Genomic DNA, 19,508 nt, shown 5'->3' with positions numbered 1-19,508 from the left:
TCGAAACACGGCGCGGCACAATGGGAAAAAGCGCTCCGAACGAGGCTAGCTGCCGCGCGAGTGAAGTGTGTCTTGAGGGCGAACGCCGAAACGGCGCCGATAGTGCGAAGCGAAATGCCCGTAGTGGGCGAAGCCCCAACGCATGGCGACGTCGGTGAGGCGTATGGCGGCCGGATCGCCGGATTTCAGTTCGTCATGCACGGCCTTCAAACGCAGTTCGCGCAGATAGGCCATCGGCGTCTGGTCGTAGGTCTGCCTGAACGCATAAAACAAGGCACGAGAACTGACACCGACCGCACGCGAGATTTCGTCGACCGACGTCACATCGGCAATGTGCGCACGCATATAGTCTTCGGCGCGCCGCACGTAGGCCGGCGTGATCGTGCGCCGGTTCTGTCCGCCGCGAAAGTGGTCCGAGAGATTGTGCGGATGGGCGAATAGCAGGGTGTCGATCAACATGCGCTCGCAGCGTGCCGCGTAAGACGGGCACTGCAGCAGCGCGGGAAAGGCAACGTTACCGACGACGATGTGTTCCAGCGCGCTGCGCCACGCAACGCCCGCGGGCGTGCCCAGGTCGAGCGTGGGATGAAAGCGGATAGCCTTGCCCGGCAACGCGTCGAGATGCTCGACGCAGGCGCGTTCAAGCGCCTTCTGGTCTAGGCGCACGATGATCTGCCGCAGGTCGGCGGGAAAATGCAGACGCGTGGCCTCGCGCGGCGACAGCACCGCTGCGGTGCCCGGACCGCCCATCACTTCCTCGGCCCCGCTCACGTACCGCGCGAAGCCGTGAATCGGCATCTGGATGAGCGTGAAGTCGTCCAGCGTGCCTGGATCGACGTCCACGCGCGCGCCGTATTGCAGATAAAACATCTGCAGGTTGCCCACCTTGAGCGAGCGAAACGCCGCGTCCAGCGAACGCGCCGGCTCGGCAATCGACATGCGGTGCGGCTTGAACGCGCGCGCCACCGTGTCGACCACGAGATCGGGGTCGGCGTGGCCTTCGATCTCGACGCTGAAATGATCGAACGCGTCCGGCTTGCGATTGAAGGTAGACGGGAGGATGTCCATCGCGGCGTACCCGGTTAGGTGGGAGGTACCCGAAGTATATGAAAATGGTGGCATTTTCCCGAATCGATCAAATTTCGGCAGCCGGATAGAATGATTTATTGGCAATCCAGACTGACCGCCAGACAGAAGCCGCCATTTCAAGGCGGCCATTCAACGCGTCGACCACCCGCGAGCCCTCTTTGGATACCTCCCGCATCGATCTGAACCTGCTGCGCGTTTTCCACGCCATACTCGACGAGGGCAATCTCACGCTCGCGGCAAACCGGCTGGGGCTGTCTCAGCCCGCGGTGAGTTATGCGCTGGGCCGGCTGCGTGCCATTCTCGACGATCCGCTTTTCATGCGCAGCGGCAATGAGATGCAACCCACCTCGGCGGCACTGGAAATGCGCGAGCCGTTGCGCCGCGCCATGGCGGCGGCGGAGTACGCACTGCAATTGATGGTGCCGTTCGAGCCGACCACCAGCACACGGGTTTTCCGGATCTCCATGTCCGACATCGGGGAACTCGCGTTTCTGCCCACACTTTGCGCCGCACTCGAAGAATGCGCGCCGCACGTGCGCCTCGACATCCAGTCGGTCCCGCTCGGGCAACTCGAAGAAGCGCTGCGGGTAGGACGGCTCGATCTCGCCATCGGCAACCTGCCGGCATTGACGGCACGCACACGCCACCACCCGCTCTTTCACGAGGATTACGTGTGCATGACGCGGCGCCGCACCGGCCTGCCTAAACGCACGATGACGCTGGAACGCTATCTGGCTTCCCCTCATGTGCTGGTTGGCTCGCTCGAAAGCGCTCATCACCAGATCGAGGAAAACTTCCGCAAGCGCAACATCCATCGGCAGATCGCACTACAGGTGCCGCATTTCACGGTGGTGCCGCACATCCTCGCCCGTACCGAATGGATCGTGACGCTGCCCCGGCGCGCCGTTCAGTTGCTCAATCCTGCGAACGAATTTGCGGTCTACGATTTACCCGCGGAAATTCCAGGCGTCACCGTGACGGTGCACTGGCACGCGGACTTCGACGACCACGCAGCGAACCGCTGGATCAGGGAACTCGTCATCGCGAAGCTGAGCGACGCGCGCGCGTGAGCGTCCGCGCAGCGCGAACCTGCCCGCGCCTGTGTATGAGCACACACGCGCGCAGGTGCCGCGTCATGCGAGCCGGTTCGCGACCATCCATCCCGACGCGCCGCCAAGCCCGGGCCCCGGGTGCGTGGACGCACCGATCTGATAGAGGTTGGCATAAGGTGTAGCGTGAACGCGGCGCCCCTTCACGCCGGCGAAGGGCCGCAGCCAGAAGAACTGATCCGGCGAACACACGCCCGAATAGGGATCGCCGCCCACCAGGTTGCAATTGAGGCGTTGAAGGTCCGCAGGCGAATAGGCGCGGCGCCCTACGATCTTGTCCGCGAGCCCCGGCATCACGCATTCGAGTCGGCGTTGCACACGGTCTGCTACGCGCTCGCGCACCGCGTCGGTCCAGGTGCCGTCGGCCGGCACGTCGATCTCGCCCAGCGCGTCGCCGCGCAAACGCGATGGCATCTCCTGGAGTTGCAGCCACAGAATCGCGCCGCCCGCTGGTGCGCGACTCGGATCCACCGCCGTGGGCTGGCCGATCGCTATGGTCGGGTGGCTCGGAATAAGGCCGTTGTTCGCTTGAGCCACCGAAAGGCACACGGACTCCATGCTCTCGGTCAGATGCACGAGCGGCACGTGGGCCAATTCGCCGTTCACCCAGTCGGGCGGCGACGAAAGTGCGAAATGAATCTGCATGTCGCCGCGGCCGAAGTAATAGGCATCGGCGCGCTCACGCCACTGCGGCGGGGCCTCGGGCAGCAACCGTCCATAGAGCTGGCCCGGCGTCACGTTGCACACCACGGCCTGTCGCGCGCGCCACGTCCGGCCACCCGCATCCACGCCAACGGCCCTACCCCGCTCGATCACGACGCGTTCCACTTCCGTGCCGGTCAGCACGATGCCGCCATTTCTTTCGATGACCGAACGGAATGCCTTGACGATATTCGCGCTGCCGCCCTTCACCACCGGCATGCCTCCGGCCACCACAGCGGCGAACGTCAACTTGCCGATCAAAGCCGATCCCGCATCGTCCGGCCCCAGCCCGGTATGCAATGCCCACGGCGCAATGGCCGCGCGCACGAGGTCCGAATGCAATTCACGCGCGCTCCAGCGTCGAAAACTCTCCAGCGCACTGCCCGCGAACGCCGCGAGGCCGTCCACACCGCGCGCGCGCCACTCGCGCCACAGCAAACGGGCCATCTTCCAGCCATAAGGGTTCTCGCCCATCAGCCCGAAGGTCAGCGCCGCATCGGCACCGAACAAACGGCCCGCTGCCGCGGCGAACGCCGCACCGTCTCCCGAGTGCCGCTGGTCGAACTGCCGCGCGGTGTCGTCGAGATCCTGGCGAAACGCCATGGACCGACCATCGGGCGTGACGACGCCCGTTGTGTAGTTACCCTGAACAAATTCGAGGCCAGCTGCATGCAGATCGTCTTTCAACTCCGCGTAGCCCGGGCTGCCCACGAAGAGCGGATACCACGACGAGAGCACGTCGTGGACGTAGCCTGGAAACAGTTCCTCGCTGCGAATGCAGCCGCCCGCCTCGGCATTGCGCTCGATAACGACGATGCGCTTGCCCCGCCGCGCCAGCACCGCTGCGCAGACGAGCGAATTGATCCCGCTGCCCACAATGACGACGTCCGCTTCTTCCCGCATCTGCATACCTGTCTGTGTCTGTTTGCTTACGCGCGGCCGAACAGCGGCGCGTCCGTACCGTCCATGAACGGCAGATGCCCGTACTCCACCAGTTCAAGCTGGTTGCCGAACGGGTCGAGAAAGTAGTTCACCCTCAGGCCGGCGCACGGGCCGCAGTCCACCACGATGGGCCCGTTCATGACGCGCACGCCTCGCTCGCGCAGGAACGCCAGGGCTTCGTCCAGGTCCTGGACCTTGAGCGCAATGTGGCTCGCGCCGATATCGCAATTGCGCGGCGGCTTCTGCGCAGCATCGAGCGGCCGTTCATAGCGGAACAGCTCGAGCATCAGGTTCTTGCCAAGCGCCATCATCACGAAGTTGAGCCGCGCGCCGGCGATGTTCAGATGTGCCGCAGTCCAGTCCGTACCGTCCGCTGTGGCAGGCAACTCGGCCGCGTCGAACGGGCCCATCCGGTAAAGCTCGATTGCGCCCAGCATGTCGCGATAAAAGCGCACGGCCTCATCGAGGTCCGGCACCGTCAATGCGACGTGATCCACGTGCATCACGCCGGGCAAGCTCGCGTGTCCCATTCTGTTCTCCTGTTGTGCCGCAGCGGGATTTCCTTCAACCCCGCGGGCGGCTTTTCTTTTGATTTGGATCGCCAGGCAATAGCCTGTTACCCGAACGATTCCGCTACGCTCACACGCCCGCTGAAGCCGTCTGCGTGCTCCGTGCCGGCTTGAGCACGGTGAGGCGCAGCACCGGATACAACACGATGCAGATAGCGATGGTGGCGAGCGCCTCCACCGGTACGACACGCGCCAGCAGATAGTGCGACACCCCGACTGCGACGATCGAAGTCAGCACGCCGGCCCAGTTGACGATTTCCGCAGGCCGATCAGCACCTGTATCCAGCGACGGCGCAAGGCGCCTCACGATAAAAAAGTCGGCAACGATCACGCCCGCGAATGCCGTCGTGAGCACGCCGAGAATGGTGATCCACGAATTGACGAGCGCAAGGATCTGCCCGTAGAGCATCAAGAGCCCGATCACGTTCGCGACGATCACGAACGTGAGGCGGCCAGGGCGCACGTTCAGCGCGTCGAACAGGTTCGAAAGCGACAGCGACGCGCTATATGTGTTGATGACCTGCGCCTTGCTCTGCGCCAGCACCATGAGAAGCGCGCCCAATGCGCCGCCGAACACGACGAATGCCGCCGTGATGCTGTCCGGGCTTTGCAGCGCCGCATGCATCGCCGCTTCGTGGGACATGCCTGCCGTGCGCATGTAGAAGTCCACCAGCGCCGGGATGCCCGCATACATGATGACGCCGCCCAGACCCAGCATCAGCACGTCCATCATGATGTTGCCGATCAGCGCAGCGATGCCGATGTCGCGCGAACGCCGCGCGTAACGGCCAAGGTCGGCATCCACGAGTGCCAGCGCGCCAGCCGAACCGATCAGCACGTTCACGCAGAAAATGAACTTCTTCACGTCGTCGTCCGCGCCCATGGCTTTGAGCACGTCGGCAGGAAACTGCGAGCCGAACGAGACGAGTTCGGAAAGCGAGTGCCCCGCCCCGGTGATGACGCTGTGCGCGATATAGGCCAGCACAGCGAGGAAAAACACCAGCGTGATCGACGAAACGCGTGCGACGAGCGCAAACCCGTACGCCGTCAACAGAACCCAGGCAATGCTGAGTAACCCGTAGATCACGATGCGTGCCACCACGGTATCCGCAATGCCGAGGTAGAAGATGAAGCCGCGATACAGCAGCGCATTCTCCAGTGCGAGAAAGCCGATGATCATGAACGCGAAGATCAGCGACGAGATGATCGATCCCTTCTGCCCGAACCCATAGTGTCGCGACATCACCGTGCTCGACAGCCCCGAACGGTATGCCACGTGCCCGCATGCCCAGCCGAGCAGCGCGCCGAGAACCGTCACGCAGACCCCCGCCAGCAACGCGATCTTCAATCCCGCGACGAAGGTGACGAGCGCGCCGAGAAAGAGCTGCACGAGCGTCGTCACGATTCCTGCCGTATTCCAAGACAGCGCGAGCCATCCCTGACGGGCGTTGTCGGGTACCCGTTCCAGCGCGTGATCTTCCATCACGCTGCCGAGGCTTTCGTCCTTCATGCTCCACTCCTCTTCGATTTGGTCTCTTCGTATGCGGCGCGAGATTCACCTCGCACCGGCCTGTGCTCCGGCGTATGTTCGAGGTCCACAAATCGTATGGCTATCCGGTTCCGGCAACAGATATCCCGCAAGTGAAGAAACCAGGGCGCCTCGCCTGCGCCCGGCTCGATGCACGCCTGCCCGAATCGGGCCCGTTTGTTCTATGCGGCAAAGAGGTGTGTCGACATGCAAGACAACGATAGGTCGTCCACCCGCCGGGGGTTATCCATGCAGCGCATTCACTGTCCACGGCTGGCGTGAAATTGGGTTTTCCCTGCCTGGGCGCACATGTCATGCAGATTTGTGCACTGGGCGGATCTTTGAACGTCCGCTTGCAGTGGCGGGATGGTCGCGGCGCGCAAGGTTACGCACCATCGGAGCCATCGTTCCGACTCGCGTTCCCACCGCTCCTCATGAAAAACACTTCGCCCGCGTTACCCGACCTCCTCGACGATGAGGAGTACCTCATTACCCGAAACGACGCCCAAGGGAAGATCACGTACGTCAACGAGCGCTGGGAACACGTGACCGGATACACGCTCGACGAGTTACGCGGCGCCTCCACCAAGGTGCTCTATCACGCCGACATGCCCGACCAGGTGGGCGCGGACGTCTGGGCCACCCTCGCGCGCGGCTGCACGTGGACAGGTCTGCAGAAACTGCGGCGCAAAGACGGCAGCGGTTTCTGGACGCTCACCACGGTGGCGGCCGACGTGCGTCATGGCGCGGTGGTGGGCTACGTCAGCGTCAGAACACGTGCTGACAGTGAGCAGGCAGCGTTGGCCGAGACAGCCTACGGTCAATGGAAGGCCGGAGCGAAGGGCCGCTACGCAATACGCGCAGGCGCCGTCGTGGCGCGCGGCTCGGTGCAGTGGCTTTCCACGGCGCTCGGCCCACGGGCGTGGCGCGTGCTCGCTGTCCTCGCCTCGGGGGTTCTCGGCGGTAGCGCTGCATTCGCGTTGCAGCGGCTCTCGCCGCTCGACGCAATGCAAGGCGCCGATACCGCGCTCATCGGTGCGGCGGCCGGCGTCCTGCTCTATGTCGCACGCAAGGGTCGCAAGGCCGCGCGTTCGCTTACCGAAGCACTCGACGCGGTGAGGCTGTTTTCAGCCGGCGATCTCTCGCGTGCGGTGCCGGCGGGCAAGCAAGACTATCGCGCCGGGCGGCTTGCCCACACCCTCGACGTGATGCGACGGGGCTTTCTGCTCGCCGTCTCCGACATGCGTGCGGGCTCCTTCGCCACACGTCATGCAGCCGGCGAAATCGCGTCGGCTACGGCGGATCTCTCGAATCGTGCGGCGCGGCAGTCCGCGGCGCTCGAACAGGCGGCCGTTGCCATCGAAGAACTCAGTCAGGCGGTGCAGAACAACCGCGACAACACGACCGAAGCGCACGCACGAATGCGCGGCGCCACCGCGCTGGCCGCGCAAGGGCTCCATTCCGCCCAGGAAGCGGACAACACGATGCTGGCCGTCAGCACGCAGGCGCACCGGATCGCGGGCATTTCCGCGACCATCGAATCGATCGCCTTTCAGACCAGCATTCTTGCCTTGAACGCGAGCGTGGAAGCCGCGCGTGCCGGCGCCGAAGGACGCGGCTTCGCGGTGGTCGCGGCAGAGGTGCGCGCGCTGTCGCAACGCAGCGCGGAAGCGGCCAAAGAGATCGGCGAGGTGGTCAGCAATGCACTCGCGCAGATCGACACGGGAGCAAGCCAGGTGGTGGCCAACAGCCGCACGATCGAACGGCTTGCCGCAGCGATTGCCGAAGTGGAAGGCATCGTGGCTTCGATTGCCGATGCCACGCACCAGCAGAGCCTCGCAGCCGGCGAGATAGGCGGAAAGGTCTCGGAACTCAGCGAATCGGTTGCGCAAACCACGGCAATGGTGAACGAAGCTGCCACGGCCGCGCAGGGGTTGCTCGATCAAAGCAGCACACTCGACGTTGCGATGGCGGCCTTCAGGCTCAGAGAAACAGACCGCTGATACGCGTGCAATGCTGTGGGCACGCTGCGAAAGATAGTACTAATCGTATGGAGGTCTGAGGAAATATTCTTGCGCTAAACCCTCACGTTTTCGAAAGGATCGTCGTAAACACTGACATAGCAGAAGAGGCGCGAGCCGACGGACTCGCGTTCGTTTCCCACAAGGAGTGTGTCGGTGATGAAGTTGTCTTTTTCGCAGAAGTTATGGATGCCGCTTTTGGCCAGCCTGCTCTGTCTCGCCACGTTGGCGGTGACCGATGCGTGGCGAACACGCACGATCCGTCTGGATGAAAGAAAGACCGATCTCGTGCATGCCACCCAGGCAGCACTCAGTGTGGTCAAGACGTTCGCCGCGCAGGCGGCAGCCGGCAAGATCACCGAAGACGAAGCGAAGAAACGGGCACTCGACGTCATACGCGACATCCGCTACGGTGATTCGGGCTACTTCACGATTCTCGACTCGCAACCCGTCGTACTGATGCACCCGTTCAGGCCTGAGCTGCAAGGCCGCAACATGGCTTCATTCGCCGACCCCAACGGCGTGCTGCTCTACCGCGACGTGCTCGATCAGATCAAACGCGATGGACACGGCTTCACTTCCTACTCGTTTTCCAAGCCTAACGCGACAGGCGTCTTTCCGAAGCTCTCATATAACGACAGCTATCGTCCGTGGGACTGGGTGTTCATGACAGGCGTCTACATCGACGATATCGACGCCGCCTTCCGATCCGCACTCTATCAAAGCATCGGTTTGCTGGCCGTCGCGGCTGCGCTGCTGAGTGTCATCGTCGTGGTCATCAACCGCGGCATCCTGCGCACGCTCGGCGGCGAGCCGGCGTACGCCGCCGAAATCGCCGAGCACATCGCCAACAACGACCTCGCTCTCAAGGTGCAGACCGCGCCCGGCGACAGCAGCAGCCTGCTCTTCTCGATGAAACGCATGCAGGACCAGCTGGCTGGCACGATCCGCTCGATCAAGGTATCGACCGATTCGATTGCTACCGCAACCAGCGAGATTGCGGCCGGCAATCAGGACCTTTCGCAGCGCACCGAGGAACAGGCGGCTGCCCTGCAGGAGACCGCAGCCAGCATGGAAGAGCTGACGGGCACCGTCAACCAGAACGCCGAGAACGCGCGCCAGGCGAGCCAGGTCACCGCCCAGGCCATGGAGGTTGCCGAGCGTGGCAGCCATATCGTGAGCCAGGTGATCGAGACGATGAACGGCATCCATGCAAGTTCGGACCGGATCGCCGACATCGTCGGCATGATCGAGGGCATCGCCTTTCAGACCAACATCCTGGCGCTGAACGCCGCCGTGGAGGCGGCACGCGCGGGTGAACAGGGACGCGGATTCGCGGTGGTCGCCGCCGAAGTGCGCTCGCTGGCCCAGCGCTCTTCGTCGGCTTCGAAGGAGATCAAGGAGCTGATTCAGGAATCGGTGGACCGTGTGCGAGACGGTACGCAGTTCGTCGACTCCGCAGGCGCGACGATGAAAGAGGTGACGCAGTCCGTACGGCGCGTGACCGACATCATGGGCGAGATCGCCGCCGCATCGGTTGAACAAAGCAAGGGGATAGGCCAGGTCAACCAGGCCGTCTCGCAGATGGATTCGGTGACCCAGCAGAACGCCGCGCTCGTCGAGCAGGCGGCAGCCGCCGCGTCATCGCTCGAATCGCAAGCGGGCGAGTTGAAATCGGCCGTGGCGATCTTCCGGGTTCAATAAGGCGTACCAATCATCTTCGGGCGGCTGCTGCAACGGCGAGCCGCCCGTGACAGCCAGCCTCTCGACCTCGACTTCGACCTCGACTACGAGCAGTTCACTCCCGGCCGGCGTGAGTTCGCTTTCCACCGGCCTGAGCACAACCGACAGCACAGTAGCCAACCTCTCGACTTCGATATCGACCACCGCAAGTTCGCTGCTCTCCACGTTGTCGGCATCCACCTTTGCGAGCGTGAGTTCTCTTTCGACGGTCGTATCGGCGTCAGCCCCGCACTATTACGGCGTGAACGACGGTGGCTCGACATTGGGCAACTACGACAACAAGGGCGCAACGGGCTCGTATGCCGTAGCGGTGGGTGCGAGTGCAGTTGCTCTCGGTAACGGCGCCACCGCAAGTTGGGACGGCGCCATCGCCATTGGCCATGCCGCCGCCGCTCAGAACGGCCGGGCGGCTTACACGGGCATTCCAGCGGCCACGGCGTTGACGATGATCCCCGAGGTCGATCGGGGCAAGACGCTCGCCATCGGAATCGGCACAGGGAGTTACCAGGGCTATAGCGCCGCTGCGCTCGGCTTCAGTGCCCGGATCGCCAACAATCTGAAGATCAAAGGAGGCGTGAACGGCGGCGCCGGAGGATATTCCTACGGCGCCGGCGCGAGCTATCAGTGGTAACGGAGAGACGAAGCGCGCGTCGCGCTCAAACCGTCTCTTGCAGACGCTTTGCCAACGCGCGCAAGTTTTGCGTACTGTCGGTCAGCACCTCGGCCCCTACCGCCGCCCGCATCGCGATCAGATCCTTGAGACTGCGCATGTCCTGACCGCGGTTCACCGTGACGGCGCCTGTGAGCGTTTCGCCCTGCAGGCCGCACAGCACGAAGGCGGGATCGTCGAGCGTGCCGCGCACAACCCACGTGGGCGCCTGCATGTCGCCGGCAAACTGGATGTTCATGCCGTATTGATCGGTCCAGAACCAGGGTACGCCACCCAGTGCCGGCGTGTGGCCCAGCATCGCACTCACCGCGGTTTCGGCCTGCCTGTTCGCGTTTTCCCACGTTTCGCGGCGCACGTGCCGTGCCGTCCACGTGTCCCATTGACACGTGTTATCCCCTGCAGCGAACACGTCCGCGTCCGACGTGCGGCAGTTCGCGTCGACCACGATGCCATTGCCGACCGCCAGGCCCGCGTCGCGCGCCAGTTCCACGTTGGGCTCTGCGCCGACTCCGTAGACCACTGTTTCCGCCCGGACTTCCGTGCCGTCGTCGAGTATGAGAGCGAATGCATCGCCGTCGCGGCGCGCGTCCACGAGGCGGCGCCCCGTAAGCAACGCCACTCCACGTTGCCGATGCACGCTTTCAAGGTAACGGCTCAGCACAGCGGGCGCGTTGCGCGCCATGACGGCATCCGCCTGCTCGATCACGGTCGCCTCCACACCCAGTTCGACCGCGCTGGACGCCACTTCGAGCCCGATGACCCCGCCGCCGACAATCGCCACGCGCCGCGCACGGCGAAGCGAGGCCGCCAGTGCACGCGCCTCGTCGAGCGTGCGCAGCGTGTGCACGCCGGCACCTAGCCGGTCGAGCAGCGGCAGGCGGCGCGCCCTTGCGCCCGTGGCCAGCAGCAGCTTGTCGTAGACAAGCTGGTTGCCGTCGGCCAGCGTCAACGCGTGTCCGCGTAGATCGAGCACTTGCACCGCCACGCCCGACATCAGCACGATGCCAGTCTCACGCTCGAATTCGCGAGGAAGAATACCGGGTTGACACTCATCAGGATTCCACAAGACTTGCTTCGAAAGCGGCGGCCGCTCATATGGCATATGCGGCTCGTCGCCGATCAGCACAATGCGACCTTCGAAGTGCTGCCGGCGCAACTCCATCGCTGCTCTCGCGCCGGCCTGGCCCGCGCCGACGATAACGAATGTGGGCTGATCCATGATGTTTTCGTGCGCGAGTCTCACAGCGCCAGTCCGCCCGCAACATGGCGGATGCCGCGAATGCCGAGCCCGGCGTCCGCATTGATCATCACGCCGCTCAACGTGCGGTTGTTCGCACGCGAGGCGAGCAGCACGAACGGCCCGGTGAAATCATCCGGATTCGGGAAGAACTGCAACGGCAGGATGCTCGCGATGTCTTCGGGGCTGCGCGAATCCATGATGCGTATGCCGTCTTGCCCCAACGAAGCAGGGCCGCGCAGATCGCTTGCCATCCCGCACGGCGCGACGCCGTTGACGCGCACTTTGGGCGCCAGCTCGTAGGCCAACTGCCGGATCAAACCGGCCGCCGCATGCTTGCTCGCGGTATAGAGCGGCCCGCCACCACCCGGATAGAACGACGCATTCGAGAGCGTGAAGATCATGCTGCCACGCGATGCGATGAGCGCGTCCGCGGCGGCCTTTGCTCCGAGCAGATATCCCTTGACGTTGATCGAGAAGAGTTCGTCGAAGCCCTCGGCAAGGCGCTCTGGAGAAAGGCTGATCAGCGATGCGGCATGGTCCCAGATCGCGGCGTTGCCAACGAACGTGTCGAGCTTGCCGAAGCGCGCCGTCACCGCCGTCACCGCGCGCTCGTTGTCGGCGTAACGCGTCACGTCCCCCTGCACGGCAACAATTTTTTCGCCGAAGCGTGCCTGCAGCGCCGCAACCTTTTCGGCCGAGCGCTCCAGCACGCCGACGTGCGCGCCCTCGTCGAGAAAGCGCTCCACGAGCGCAAGCCCGAGGCCGGAGCCACCGCCCGTGATGAGCGCCACCTCTTCCTTCAGCCAGCTCATGCTTCGGCCTCCGCCACTTCGACGTAGATCGTGCCGTCTTCCACCGTTACCGGATAAGTGGCGAGCGGCTCCGTTGCAGGCTGGCAGAGCGCCGTGCCGGTCTTCAGACAGAAGCGTGCGGCATGCAGTGGGCACTCCACGGTGCCGTCGTCCTCGACATATCCCTCGGACATCGAAGCATTGCCGTGGCTACAGCGGTCGGTCGTCGCATAGAACACGCCCTGCACGTTGAAGACGGCGATCGCCTCGGACGGCCCTTCAATCTTCACGGCTTCGCCTTCGGCAAGCGTGCCGACCGGGCAAACGGTAATACGGCTCATGATCAGAAAATCACACTGAGGTTATGGGACGTCAACACTACCTGGTCGAGCACGATCTCGCGGCGGCAGAGCAGCCAGCCGTGTGCGGTGTCCGCGCGACGCACGCGATCGCGGCGCATGCCGACGTAAAACGCTTCGTCGCGCTCTTTTTGCGAGCGGTACAGCAGATAGTTCACGCGCACGTCGAATTCGCCGGGCGCATCGGTGGCTTCGATCTGGACGTTCGAGACCAGATGCCGCGTGCGCGACGGCGGTTCTTCCGCCCATGCCATGCCGGTTTCAAGACGTGCTACGCGCCGCTCCAGCTGGAACTTCGTGTCGTTGAAAATCCACGTGGTGGGCGGCTGCACGCCTTTGCGCCGATCGCGTGTCTGCGCGTTCACCACCGTACGCATCACGTAGCCGATGTCTTCGGCAAGCAGGTCCAGCCAGTCGCGAAATTTCCAGTCGTCGAGCAAAGCGGCCTCGCGATACAGAAACTGCGAGATCTCGTGATGCAGTTCCAGAGAGACAGCGGCGGATTGCGGTGCTTCGAGCACATTCATTTCAGCACCTCCTGCTTGTACGCGCTCGTACGTTCGTTGACCTCTTCCCAGCTTTCCGACATCAGCAGGTCGGCCCAGCGCCGGTACATGCCGCGAGCGGCCGTCTCGGAAAAAATGTAGTTCGTTATGCCAGGCACGCCGTCTTCGCGAACGCGCTCGCCGTGCAGCCCCATCTCGAGGCAGAGCCGCGTCTTTTTCGCGCGATGGCCGCGCAGTACCTTCTGTACCTCGGCCCAGTTCTCCGAGTCGTCCTGCTCGAGAAAGCCCGCGGGACCGAACGCACGCGTGGCGCTGCGCTCGAACGCCGCTTTCACATCGTCGGGTGCGTTCTTGTCGGCGATGCAGAATGCCCAGACTTCCACCTGGTGCGGCCCGCGCGGATGCCACACGCGCAGCGTCGCCGTACCGTTGAGCCACGACAGCGTGGGGAACATGTTGTTGTGACCGGCAAGACGCAGCGCGCGCACTTTGCCAAGGCGTGCCTCGGCCTCGGAATACGTGTCGCGGAAGTATTGCGACACCTCGCCGTCCACCCACACGTTCGCGTCGGGTTTTTCGGTAAAGAAGAAGCCGCTGCCGTGACCGTCTTCGCCGTATTGCACGGCGTCCTTCGCGGTCTCCCAGACAGGGCGCGCGGTCTGGCCCGAGCCGAGCGCCTTGTTCGCATCGCCGCTCTTCGCGCCGAGCACCTCGACTGCCGATGCATGTGAGAAGAGCGCGTGATACTGGTCGCTCGCAAACTGCTCGGCCGGAAATTTCCAGTTGCAGTCGATCACCCACTTCTGCACACCGCCGATGATCTCGGTGCCGCCCTCGCGGCGATCGAGCACGCCGTCGAGATACCACGCTATATCGCCCATGTAGGTGCGCAGGTCAGGTGCCGTGGCGTCCCAGTTGCCGAACACGAGGCCCTTGTAGGTCTCCACGCGCGTCACTTCGAGCAGGCCCCACTTCTCCTTGCACAGTCCCTGCGGGTAGGCGCGCGGTTCGAGCGGCACTTCGATCAGCGCGCCGTCCACGCCGTACGACCAGCCGTGGTACGGACACGTGAAGGCGCGCGTGTTGCCGCTGTCGGCATGGCTCACGCGCATCGAGCGATGGCGGCATTGGTTGAGGAATGCCTTGATCGAGCCGTCCTTCTGGCGTACGACGACGATCGGGTCTTCGCCCATGTAGGTGTTGAAGAAATCGCCCGCCTTCGGAATCTGGCTTTCGTGCGCGAGAAACAGCCAGCAGCGCCCGAAAATGCGCTCCATTTCGAGTTCGTAGATTGCGGGGTCGGTGTAGATTGCCGATGTCACGCGTCCGTTGCCGGCATCCACGAGCGCGTCGACGTTGAGTTTGGTGGTGGTCATCCGTGTCTCCTCCGTGGCATTACCCATTCCATATCGGTAAGCACGCGGTGCATGATCCTTGTTCGCGCCTGCGCTGTGAAATACTTTGTTTGTAGGTTCTGAGACTTTTCGGCGATCATTCATCCAATGGAACTCCGACACCTGCGTTACTTCGTTGCCGTCGCGGACGAACTCAATTTCACGCGCGCAGCGCTTCGTCTGAACACGGCACAGCCTTCGCTCAGCCAGCAGATTCGCGATCTCGAAGAGGAAGTGGGCACGCCGCTATTCGTGCGCTCGAAGCGCAAGGTCGAACTGACGGAGGCCGGCAAGGCGTTTCTGGAAGAGGCGCGGCTTGCGCTCGCGCAGGTAGAGCACGCTATTGCGCGTGCGCGGCAGGTGGGCGAGCAACGCGCGCTCACAGTGACGATCGGTTTCGTGCCCGCTGCCGAGATACGGATCTTTCCGACCGTGTTGCCGAAATTGCGGCTTCAGTTTCCGGAACTGAACGTGGAGTTGCGCAGCCTTCCAACGATGGAGCAGGAAGACGCGCTGCTGCGCGGCGACATCGATATCGCGTTCATGCGTCGACCGGTGCGCACGGCGGCGCTACAGACGGAGACCGTGCTGACGGAGCCGCTCATCGTATTGATGCCGGCAAACCATCCGCTCGCGGCACACGAATGCATCACGCCGGCAATGCTCGACGGCCTGCCGTTCATTCGCACCGACCCCGCCTATGCCGGCCAGCTCTACGACATCGTGCAACGCTACTTCGAGACGCACGGCATACGCCCCGAGGTCGTACAGGTCGCAACGAACATCCTGCTCAACCTGAACCTCGTGGGCATGGGGCTCGGCGTTGCGCTGTTGCCCGAGTACGTCACGGCACTCACGGGAGAATCGCTGTGCTGCCGCCCGCTCGCACAGCCCGCGCCCTCCATCGATCTGTTGATGGTTTCGCGCCCGGGGCCGCACTCGCCGCAGATCGAAGCCCTCATCGAGCTGATGCGGCGAGCGTCCTTTCGTCCGGGCGCCTGAAGCGCGCTATGACGTGCATTAACCCTGCAAAAACTCCAGCACCATGCGGTTGAACTTGTTCGCATGTTCCCACTGGGCCCAGTGACCGCAGCGGTTGAAGATGTGCATCTCCGCGTTCGGCATGCCCCACAGCAAACGCAGGCCGATATCGAACGGCACGAAGCGATCGTCGCGTCCCCAGATGATCAACGCGTGAGCCTTGATTTCCGCAAGGCGCGGACCGTAGTCGCTGAATTGCTTCGGCTGTGCCGCGAGACTCTTGACCCAGTTTTCCAGATGGTCGCGCCGCGCCAGCATGTTTTCCACGCGCAGTTGCAGCAACTCGTCAGTGAGCGCGCTGGCGTCGTAGACGAACACATTCATCATGCGCTTCACGTTTTCGAGCGTCGGCTCGCGGTAGACGTGATTCAGCAGCTTGATGCCTTCGGTTGGCATCGGCACGAACTGGCTCGGGCCGCCTGTGCCTCCGCCCATCAGTACGAGCTTACCGATACGTTCGGGGTTCGCGAGCGCGAAAGCCGTGGCGCTGTGGCCGCCCATCGAATTGCCCACCACGTGTGCGCGTTCGATACCGAGATGGTCCAGCACGAGCTTGACGATGCGGCCGTTGAAGTCCGAGCGCGAGCCGCCGGTATTGAGGAATGCGTCGCTTTTTCCCCAGCCCGGCATGTCGATCAGCAACACGCGGTAGCCCCCGGCGGCGAACGCATCGATATTGCGGTGGAAGTTCGCCCACCCGGTCGCGCCCGGCCCGGAGCCGTGCAGCATCACGACGGTCTGGCCCGAGGCGGGGCCGACGTCGTTGTAGTGGACGTTGAACTCGGCCTCGCCGTCGCGAACCTTCACGAACCGGCTGGAAGAGGCTTCGGTAGAGGCAGATGCGTTGGCACTCATGTGCGAATCCTTCATTTGAATATGCTGCTCGTGCAGCGATAAAACGACCCTAAGCGGCGCAGCGGAAATCCGCGCGCCGCTCGTGTTCATGTCCGTTGTTATGCCTGTGCGGCTTCCTGCTTCTTCAGCAAGTCGAGCGCAACGTCGACGATCATGTCCTCCTGGCCGCCCACCATGCGCCGCTTGCCGAGTTCGACCAGGATGTCCACCGTCTTGAGGCCGTACTTGTTCGCCGCCACCTCCGAGTGACGCAGGAAGCTCGAATACACACCGGCGTAACCGAGCGCGAGCGTCTCGCGGTCCACACGCACCGGGCGGTCCTGCAGCGGGCGCACGATGTCGTCGGCCGCATCCATCAGCGTGTAGAGATCGGTGCCGTGGTTCCAGCCCATGCGCTGCGCCGCGGCGATGAACACTTCGAGCGGAGCGTTGCCGGCGCCCGCGCCCATGCCGGCAAGCGATGCATCGATGCGGTCGCAGCCCTCCTCCACAGCGACGATCGAGTTCGCCACACCGAGGCTCAGATTGTGATGCGCGTGGATACCGGTTTCGGTTTCCGGCTTGAGCACGGCTTTGACTGCACGGAAGCGGTCGCGCACATCGCTCATGCTCAGCGCGCCGCCCGAGTCCACCACGTAGATGCACGTCGCACCGTAGCGCTCCATCTTCTTCGCTTCCTGCGCGAGATTTTCGGGCGAGGTCATGTGGCTCATCATCAGGAAGCCGACCGTGTCCATGCCGAGTTCGCGAGCGTATTCGATGTGCTGCTTCGAGATGTCCGCTTCGGTGCAATGCGTGGCCACGCGCACCACGCGCGCGCCCGCTTCGTACGCGGCCTTGAGGTCGTGCAGCGTGCCGATGCCCGGCAGCAGCAGCGTGGCGATCTTCGAATGCGTGACTACGTCGGCCACCGCCTCGATCCATTCGAGATCGCTGTGCGCGCCAAAGCCGTAGTTGAAGCTCGACCCTTGCAGGCCATCGCCGTGCGCCACCTCGATGGAATCCACCTTCGCCTTGTCCAGCGCGCGCGCAATGTCTTGCACGTTCTGGATCGAGTATTGATGGCGGATTGCGTGGCTGCCGTCGCGCAGCGTCACGTCGGAGATATAGAGTTTCTTGCTCGTGTTCATGCGTTCCTCGCTCTCTTATTCAGCCACGTCAGCGGCCAGGGCGGCGGCCACGGCAGCGTGCGCCATGCGCTCCGCAGTGGCGAGCGCGGCGGAGGTCATGATGTCCAGGTTGCCCGCATACGAGGGCAGGTAGTGCGCCGCGCCTTCCACTTCGATGAAGATCGAGGTCTTCAGGCCGCTGAACGTGCCATGGCCCGGAATGTTGAGCGGCGCGCTCTCGGGAATCACGTCGAACTGCACCTTCTGCTTGAGGCGGTAGCCCGGCACGTAGGCGTTCACGGCCTTCGCCATTTCTTCAACCGAGGCTTCGATGCGCGCCGGGTCCGCCGCTTCCGAAAGCACGTAGACGGTGTCGCGCATCATCACGGGCGGCTCGGCCGGGTTCAGCACGATAATCGCCTTGCCCCGCGCAGCGCGCCCTACCACTTCGATCGCCATCGAGGTTGTTTCGGTGAACTCGTCAATGTTGGCACGCGTGCCGGGCCCCGCCGAGCGGCTGCTGATCGACGCGACGATCTCCGCGTAATGCACGTGCGCCACGCGCGATACGGCCGCGACCATGGGAATGGTGGCCTGCCCGCCGCAGGTGACCATGTTCACGTTCTTTGCGTCGAGATGCGCGTCGAGGTTGACCACGGGCACGCAGTACGGACCGATCGCAGCAGGCGTGAGGTCGATTACGCGAATATCGGGCTTGTGCTGGCGCAGAAACGCGTCGTTCTTCACGTGCGCGCCGGCGGAGGTTGCGTCGAACACGAAGTCGATGTCGTTGAACACGGGCAGATTGACGAGACCCTGCACGCCTTCGTGTGTGGTCGCAACGCCAAGACGCGCGGCACGTGCAAGGCCGTCCGAGTTCGGGTCGATGCCGACCATTGCGCCCATCTCCAGGTGCTTGCCGTGGCGCATGATCTTGATCATGAGATCGGTGCCGATGTTGCCCGAGCCGATGATCGCCGCTTTGAGTTTGGCGGAAGCCATGTCGAATTCCTTGACGAAATGAATGTGTCTCGCGGGGAGTTATGCGAAGCTCGCACGCACGCTGCCGAGCCCTTCGATGTGCGCGGTGTAGGTACCCGGCTGGGTCACGGCCACCATCGGCCCCAGCGCGCCGGTGAGCAGCACGTCGCCTGCGCAGAGCGGTGTGCCCAGTTGCGCCATGCGGTCTGCGAGCCAGACGGCCGCATTGAGCGGATTGCCGAGGCAGGCGCCCCCGTTGCCGCGCGACAGCACTTCGCCGTCGCGCTCGAGCGTCATGCCGGCTGCCACCAGATCGAGGTCGGCCAGCGCCACCGGACGGCTGCCCAGCACGAAGAGCGCGCTCGATGCGTTGTCGGCCACCGTGTCCACAAACCGGATGTCCCAATTGCGAATGCGGCTGTCCACCACTTCGATGGCGGCAAGCGCGTAGGCGGTCGCGTCGATGAGGTCGGCGAACGTATGCTTGCCGGCGGTGAGATCGCGTTTCAGCACGAGAGCGATCTCGGCTTCCACCTTGGGCTGGATCAGGCTCGCAAGCGGCATCGGCTGGTTGTCGCCGTAAGCCATGCTCGCGAACAGCGTGCCGAAATCCGGCTGATCCACGCCAAGCTGCTTTTGCACTGCGAGCGAAGTGAGCCCGATCTTGCGGCCAACAATGCGCTCGCCCGCCGCCACGCGTGCGTCGACATTGGCTTGCTGCACAGCGTAGGCGCTCGCAATGTCGTCGAGCGCGATCTCGCCGCGCACGGGTTCCACGACTTCACGCGTACGCCCTGCTTCACGCAGGCGAACGGCCAGCGCTGTTATGGCGTCCTGATTCAGCATTCCTGATTCTCCT

Annotated in this window: 18 protein-coding genes; 5 read left to right on the top strand and 13 right to left on the bottom strand. The window is 63.7% G+C overall.

All coding sequences use genetic code 11. The annotated features are described in order from the left end of the window. Positions 1–45: 45 nt before the first annotated feature. The gene (locus PKKP23_RS21885; protein ID WP_161978132.1) at positions 46–1,068 is read right to left on the bottom strand and encodes an AraC family transcriptional regulator; all 1,023 of its coding nucleotides are present in this window, start codon (positions 1,066–1,068) and stop codon (positions 46–48) included. A 179-nt stretch (positions 1,069–1,247) separates the two neighbouring features. Between PKKP23_RS21885 and PKKP23_RS21880 the strand changes: the two genes are divergently transcribed. Continuing rightward, entirely contained in the window at positions 1,248–2,159 is a 912-nt protein-coding gene (locus tag PKKP23_RS21880; protein WP_017776336.1) for a LysR family transcriptional regulator, read from the top strand. A 63-nt stretch (positions 2,160–2,222) separates the two neighbouring features. Here PKKP23_RS21880 and PKKP23_RS21875 read toward each other — a convergent pair whose 3' ends face one another. The 3 genes from PKKP23_RS21875 to PKKP23_RS21865 all read right to left on the bottom strand — a co-directional run bounded on the left by PKKP23_RS21875 (position 2,223) and on the right by PKKP23_RS21865 (position 5,921). Next, positions 2,223–3,809, bottom strand: coding sequence for a phytoene desaturase family protein (locus tag PKKP23_RS21875; protein WP_126878399.1), 1,587 nt, complete (start codon positions 3,807–3,809; stop codon positions 2,223–2,225). Between the two features lie 20 nt (positions 3,810–3,829). Beyond that, on the bottom strand, positions 3,830–4,372 hold the full coding sequence (locus PKKP23_RS21870; RefSeq protein ID WP_126878398.1) for a VOC family protein: 543 nt from the start codon (positions 4,370–4,372) through the stop codon (positions 3,830–3,832). Between the two features lie 109 nt (positions 4,373–4,481). Continuing rightward, positions 4,482–5,921, bottom strand: a complete 1,440-nt coding sequence (locus tag PKKP23_RS21865; protein WP_126878397.1) for a purine-cytosine permease family protein — start codon at positions 5,919–5,921, stop codon at positions 4,482–4,484. 452 nt (positions 5,922–6,373) lie between these two features. Between PKKP23_RS21865 and PKKP23_RS21860 the strand changes: the two genes are divergently transcribed. The 3 genes from PKKP23_RS21860 to PKKP23_RS34850 all read left to right on the top strand — a co-directional run bounded on the left by PKKP23_RS21860 (position 6,374) and on the right by PKKP23_RS34850 (position 10,334). Then, complete coding sequence (locus PKKP23_RS21860; RefSeq protein ID WP_161978131.1) at positions 6,374–7,942, top strand: methyl-accepting chemotaxis protein; 1,569 nt, start codon at positions 6,374–6,376, stop codon at positions 7,940–7,942. Between the two features lie 177 nt (positions 7,943–8,119). Further along, on the top strand, positions 8,120–9,664 hold the full coding sequence (locus PKKP23_RS21855) for a methyl-accepting chemotaxis protein (RefSeq protein WP_017776331.1): 1,545 nt from the start codon (positions 8,120–8,122) through the stop codon (positions 9,662–9,664). A gap of 46 nt (positions 9,665–9,710) precedes the next feature. Beyond that, positions 9,711–10,334, top strand: a complete 624-nt coding sequence (locus tag PKKP23_RS34850) for a YadA C-terminal domain-containing protein (protein WP_126878395.1) — start codon at positions 9,711–9,713, stop codon at positions 10,332–10,334. 25 nt (positions 10,335–10,359) lie between these two features. Here the strand turns inward: PKKP23_RS34850 and hcaD are convergent, their stop codons facing one another. The 5 genes from hcaD to hcaE are packed head-to-tail and all read right to left on the bottom strand — an operon-like array spanning position 10,360 to position 14,645. Beyond that, a complete protein-coding gene (gene hcaD / locus PKKP23_RS21845; protein WP_126878394.1) occupies positions 10,360–11,592 on the bottom strand; it encodes a 3-phenylpropionate/cinnamic acid dioxygenase ferredoxin--NAD(+) reductase subunit in 1,233 nt (410 codons plus the stop codon). Between the two features lie 20 nt (positions 11,593–11,612). Next, positions 11,613–12,425 carry a 3-phenylpropionate-dihydrodiol/cinnamic acid-dihydrodiol dehydrogenase gene (hcaB, locus tag PKKP23_RS21840; protein WP_017776328.1) on the bottom strand — a complete coding sequence of 271 codons (813 nt, stop codon included), beginning with the start codon at positions 12,423–12,425 and terminating at the stop codon, positions 11,613–11,615. Further along, positions 12,422–12,745 carry a 3-phenylpropionate/cinnamic acid dioxygenase ferredoxin subunit gene (gene hcaC, locus PKKP23_RS21835; protein WP_126878393.1) on the bottom strand — a complete coding sequence of 108 codons (324 nt, stop codon included), beginning with the start codon at positions 12,743–12,745 and terminating at the stop codon, positions 12,422–12,424. Before hcaC ends, hcaB begins: the two co-directional genes overlap by 4 nt. Positions 12,746–12,747: 2 nt before the next feature. Beyond that, the gene (gene hcaF / locus PKKP23_RS21830) at positions 12,748–13,290 is read right to left on the bottom strand and encodes a 3-phenylpropionate/cinnamic acid dioxygenase subunit beta (RefSeq protein ID WP_126878392.1); all 543 of its coding nucleotides are present in this window, start codon (positions 13,288–13,290) and stop codon (positions 12,748–12,750) included. Then, positions 13,287–14,645: a 3-phenylpropionate/cinnamic acid dioxygenase subunit alpha gene (gene hcaE, locus PKKP23_RS21825; protein ID WP_017776325.1), complete on the bottom strand. Its 1,359-nt coding sequence runs from the start codon at positions 14,643–14,645 to the stop codon at positions 13,287–13,289. The genes hcaF and hcaE overlap by 4 nt, the downstream gene beginning before the upstream one ends. A 126-nt stretch (positions 14,646–14,771) precedes the next feature. On the opposite strand from hcaE, the gene hcaR reads away from it, so the two are divergent. Further along, complete coding sequence (gene hcaR / locus PKKP23_RS21820; protein ID WP_126878391.1) at positions 14,772–15,665, top strand: DNA-binding transcriptional regulator HcaR; 894 nt, start codon at positions 14,772–14,774, stop codon at positions 15,663–15,665. Between the two features lie 18 nt (positions 15,666–15,683). Here the strand turns inward: hcaR and PKKP23_RS21815 are convergent, their stop codons facing one another. From PKKP23_RS21815 to mhpD, 4 genes are all read right to left on the bottom strand, one after another. After that, positions 15,684–16,559 (bottom strand): alpha/beta fold hydrolase, encoded by an 876-nt coding sequence (locus tag PKKP23_RS21815; RefSeq protein WP_126878390.1) that lies wholly within the window; start codon positions 16,557–16,559, stop codon positions 15,684–15,686. A gap of 98 nt (positions 16,560–16,657) precedes the next feature. Next, positions 16,658–17,689: a 4-hydroxy-2-oxovalerate aldolase gene (gene dmpG / locus PKKP23_RS21810; protein ID WP_126878389.1), complete on the bottom strand. Its 1,032-nt coding sequence runs from the start codon at positions 17,687–17,689 to the stop codon at positions 16,658–16,660. A gap of 15 nt (positions 17,690–17,704) precedes the next feature. Next, positions 17,705–18,670, bottom strand: coding sequence for an acetaldehyde dehydrogenase (acetylating) (locus tag PKKP23_RS21805; RefSeq protein ID WP_126878388.1), 966 nt, complete (start codon positions 18,668–18,670; stop codon positions 17,705–17,707). A gap of 39 nt (positions 18,671–18,709) precedes the next feature. Beyond that, complete coding sequence (gene mhpD / locus PKKP23_RS21800; protein WP_126878387.1) at positions 18,710–19,495, bottom strand: 2-keto-4-pentenoate hydratase; 786 nt, start codon at positions 19,493–19,495, stop codon at positions 18,710–18,712. Positions 19,496–19,508: the final 13 nt, after the last annotated feature.

Source organism: Paraburkholderia kururiensis JCM 10599 = LMG 19447 (genome assembly GCF_003986935.1).
GTDB lineage: Bacteria > Pseudomonadota > Gammaproteobacteria > Burkholderiales > Burkholderiaceae > Paraburkholderia > Paraburkholderia kururiensis.
This window is presented reverse-complemented; position numbering and strand designations above follow the sequence as displayed.

Coding starts and splice junctions, on each gene's coding strand:
- PKKP23_RS21885 (WP_161978132.1), bottom strand. CDS start 1,068: ATGGACATCCTCCCGTCTACCTTCAATCGCAAGCCGGACGCGTTCGAT.
- PKKP23_RS21875 (WP_126878399.1), bottom strand. CDS start 3,809: ATGCAGATGCGGGAAGAAGCGGACGTCGTCATTGTGGGCAGCGGGATC.
- PKKP23_RS21870 (WP_126878398.1), bottom strand. CDS start 4,372: ATGGGACACGCGAGCTTGCCCGGCGTGATGCACGTGGATCACGTCGCA.
- PKKP23_RS21865 (WP_126878397.1), bottom strand. CDS start 5,921: ATGAAGGACGAAAGCCTCGGCAGCGTGATGGAAGATCACGCGCTGGAA.
- PKKP23_RS21860 (WP_161978131.1), top strand. CDS start 6,374: ATGAAAAACACTTCGCCCGCGTTACCCGACCTCCTCGACGATGAGGAG.
- PKKP23_RS21855 (WP_017776331.1), top strand. CDS start 8,120: ATGAAGTTGTCTTTTTCGCAGAAGTTATGGATGCCGCTTTTGGCCAGC.
- hcaD (WP_126878394.1), bottom strand. CDS start 11,592: ATGGATCAGCCCACATTCGTTATCGTCGGCGCGGGCCAGGCCGGCGCG.
- hcaB (WP_017776328.1), bottom strand. CDS start 12,425: ATGAGCTGGCTGAAGGAAGAGGTGGCGCTCATCACGGGCGGTGGCTCC.
- hcaC (WP_126878393.1), bottom strand. CDS start 12,745: ATGAGCCGTATTACCGTTTGCCCGGTCGGCACGCTTGCCGAAGGCGAA.
- hcaF (WP_126878392.1), bottom strand. CDS start 13,290: ATGAATGTGCTCGAAGCACCGCAATCCGCCGCTGTCTCTCTGGAACTG.
- hcaE (WP_017776325.1), bottom strand. CDS start 14,645: ATGACCACCACCAAACTCAACGTCGACGCGCTCGTGGATGCCGGCAAC.
- hcaR (WP_126878391.1), top strand. CDS start 14,772: ATGGAACTCCGACACCTGCGTTACTTCGTTGCCGTCGCGGACGAACTC.
- PKKP23_RS21815 (WP_126878390.1), bottom strand. CDS start 16,559: ATGAGTGCCAACGCATCTGCCTCTACCGAAGCCTCTTCCAGCCGGTTC.
- dmpG (WP_126878389.1), bottom strand. CDS start 17,689: ATGAACACGAGCAAGAAACTCTATATCTCCGACGTGACGCTGCGCGAC.
- PKKP23_RS21805 (WP_126878388.1), bottom strand. CDS start 18,670: ATGGCTTCCGCCAAACTCAAAGCGGCGATCATCGGCTCGGGCAACATC.
- mhpD (WP_126878387.1), bottom strand. CDS start 19,495: ATGCTGAATCAGGACGCCATAACAGCGCTGGCCGTTCGCCTGCGTGAA.